General features: G+C 60.2%; 1 protein-coding gene. It reads left to right on the top strand.

From position 1 onward, the window contains the following. Positions 1-2,106 precede the first annotated feature (2,106 nt). The gene (locus ACIA8X_RS46815) at positions 2,107-2,703 is read left to right on the top strand and encodes a hypothetical protein (RefSeq protein WP_393462895.1); all 597 of its coding nucleotides are present in this window, start codon (positions 2,107-2,109) and stop codon (positions 2,701-2,703) included. Positions 2,704-3,359: the final 656 nt, after the last annotated feature.

Here is a 3,359-nt window from a genome sequence, read left to right as displayed (position 1 = left end):
CGCCGACGACCCGCCCGAGGATCCCGCACGATTCGCCAGCGGATACGCGGTATGCGAACTCGGCGAGAACCACCGCGGGGAGCACGCGGATCACCTATGGGACTGTGCCAACCCCGATGAAGCCGTCTGGTTCCTGTGGACGGAGACCGACTCCCGGTTCGTCACCCTGCGAATGGTGCCCTGCTCTGCGTACCAATGGCGACGGATGTGGGCTGTACGCCGATCACCCGCCGGAACATGCATGGGACGTGATGGATCCGACGCTGGAAGCCCTGACGGCAGACGTCGCCGCTCACCCTGAACGATGGCGTCTGCCCGGCGAGTACTAGACCGCAGCTGGACGCGGTCCCATGTCCAGCAAGCGGCGCCTGACCGCACAGTCGAAGCGCCGAATCGAGTGAACTTCGGCTACTACCGTATGTAAATACATGAGAGACAGGGAACAGGGTTACCAGGAAATCCCAGCACTAGCGACCGCTAAGGTTCAGACGAATGAGCACCCCCGACACAAATTCGGAAAGAATTAAGAATTCCCTTGGTTTAATTCTCGTAGGATTTGTGGGCGTGCTGAACTTTGTCGGATTGAGCGATGATGAAGTCAGCACCGTGCTACGAAATGATGCCACGCTCGCCACCTTTGTGGCAATCTTGCTATTCGGCGCACTGGCAACAGCAATGGGCAGCGTCTTCGTATCAGGCGGCAGAGAAGTCCCAGCCCTAAGGGCTTGGGGAATTGTCGCATTAGCCTTCGCGATCGCACCACTATCCATCGCCCTGGTAAGGATCCCGAAGCGCACTTCAAACACTGAGTGTACCTGGAGTTTCGCAATTTCTGCTGGACTAGGGCTTGTCGGGGTTATTCTGGCGACATTTCCGCGCCCTCGGGAGACAGAGGATAGTTCCGGTACACCTTCACCTTCGCCCGGGAACTCCCGTATGAGGTCTCCCATGAAAGCCCTCGGGCAATGGTGGAAATCTTCACGGTCGGCAACAACTTCCTGGGAACTTGTCCTACTTTCTTGCGCACTAATCCTGACAGCCACTGGGGCGTATGCGGCAGTGCGATTGGCAACCAAGGGCGAGGTAGAGGCTACTCGGCCTCAAATGACGGCGAGCGTTAAAGCCAAAGGGGCGACCGGCGAGGTATCTGCATCTGTTTCGGCATCGAAACTAAGGAGGGGCAGCAAGATTGGCGTACTCATCCGAGGCATCCCACGTGCCACATCCTCTAACGCCACATGCAAAGGGCGCCGTACCGGCGAATGCGTCGAAGACTTGTGCTCCTCATATCCAAAGGATCCCTGTAAACACATCCTTAGCGGAGCGCTCCAACCTGACGCAACAGGCGCTATCAAGGAAAAGGGGTTCAGCGCACTTTTCCCTCTATCGCTATATGAACTAGTTGAGGTAAGGGCCACTGTTTGCGAAGTAAATGATCTTGTCGAGCCGACGTCCAGTCCATCAACGACTTCCACTCGGAACCACTCCCTCAAACCATCACCTAGCCCTTCATTCGACCTCCTACACTCCTGCAGATACAACAACAAATCCGCAGTGGCGTACTTGAGTGTTCCTGCAGCGGAAAAGAGTTGACATCGAACATGGCAAGCGGGACTCTGCGCCACTCAAACCGATCACCCCACCCAGCACGCCGACGGCCGCCCCCACAGCGAAGGCTGAAAGAGACCGATCACCTCGCCGGCCATCACGTCGAGGTGTCCCGCTCCCGGAGCCACCACCGGCATCTGAGAGACCTCGAACTCTCGCAGCACCTTGACGGCTTCCCCGACAGTCTCAGTGGGGTGCATGTGCACGAAGTTCGGGATGCCCGCTGCCTCCGTCTCTCCCTTCTCCGCCAGGACCGCACCTACAGTCGGGGCTTCCGTCTCCTGCTCTTCGCTAAACCCATGTCGACCGATCCACTCGTCGCTCTGGATATTCGACGAAGAACCTCCAAAAGAGGGAAGGGGCGGCCACGCCGAGCCACCGGTGGGCCACTCCCCCCACCTTCGACGAAGTTGAGCAGTGCGAGTTGCCCCTCGGCGAACGAGGGAAACGCGCACGCTCCTCGGATGACCGAGGCAAGCTGCTGGGATCCATGACGGCATGGAAGACGAAGAAGCTGGAGCCGACGAGGAGCGCACTCCAGGTCGCCTCTCGAAGCGCGTCAAGGTTTGGCTGAGCGTTGCGGCGAGCGCTGCCGGCGTCCTGGCGGGCGTGCTTCTTGTGGTGGACCGTTGGGGTCCTAAGGAAGACTTTACGCTTGCCGACTGGCAGAAAGAGGCCAATGCGACCTGCGCCAGTACCGAGAATTTCTCGGCTGCGTTCAATACACACTCTGCCATCCTCCAGCTGAGTGAAGAATCAGACTCACTAGCAGGGGATCAGTTCAAGAGCCGCCGAGAAGCGGTAGCAAACCAAGTTACGCAATTGGCCGACAAGGCCCAGAAAGGCGAATCGGATCTGAACAAGATCAAAAGACCAAAGGGGTATGAACAAGAGGTGGATGAGCTCATCAAGAGCTTGGAAGACGGCAGCACGATGCTCTTTCAACTGGCATATGACCTGCGGGGAACGCTCACTCCAAGCGAGGTCAAGACGCTCTATGAGCAGTGGCAAGAGGACGTCGCCCCAGTGGGCGAGAGGCAGAGGGATTCGTTCGAGAGTCTGGGTGCCATGCGATGCGTCGTGGATAGCACATAAGAGTCCCAGGACGCGGTGGAGCGCAGGGGGTGTCGCCCGCACCGCAGCAAGTGGTGAACCCGCTCGCGTCCGGGCACTTGCCGCTGAGGAGACGGCGGGATGCGGCTGCTCGAAGCCGTCGTCTCGCCCAGGGCGCCCGAAGGACTGCAGACGCTCGAAGAAGTGGACTGCGTGCGGCGAATCTGGGTCCAGTACTTCCACCTGGTGCGGGGCGAGGTGAGGCGCAGGGACCCAAAAGACCACCATCACCCTCGCCACACCGGCCGCCGGCGCAGTCAACCAGCAGGCCGCTGCGAACACGCGCCGCAATCAACCTCGCCCGCCTCGACGCCCACCTCACCGGAACACCCCGGGCTCGCACCCGCCCAGGCGCTTCACAGCACTCGGCCCCGCCGAGCCGAAGCCCGGCAGGGTCGAGAAGGACCTGCCCCCGAATTAGCCGCCGCGTCCCAACTGGGAGCGGGCCATCGCATGGCCCACGGGTTCTGCACGGTGGCGGGCTCACACCGCCGCCGACCTGCGTCATACAGCCGTCACACGGGCTCCTTCACCCTGTACGACACACGCATGTCCGGTATGACACCGAGTTCTTCATGTCCGTTCATCCAGGCCAGTTGCAGAATGTTGGCCGCGATGGTCATCGCCCACTTGGTTGC

It is taken from the genome of Streptomyces sp. NPDC051738 (assembly GCF_044453205.1).
Classification (GTDB): domain Bacteria; phylum Actinomycetota; class Actinomycetes; order Streptomycetales; family Streptomycetaceae; genus Streptomyces.
This window is presented reverse-complemented; position numbering and strand designations above follow the sequence as displayed.

Coding starts and splice junctions, on each gene's coding strand:
- ACIA8X_RS46815 (WP_393462895.1), top strand. CDS start 2,107: ATGGAAGACGAAGAAGCTGGAGCCGACGAGGAGCGCACTCCAGGTCGC.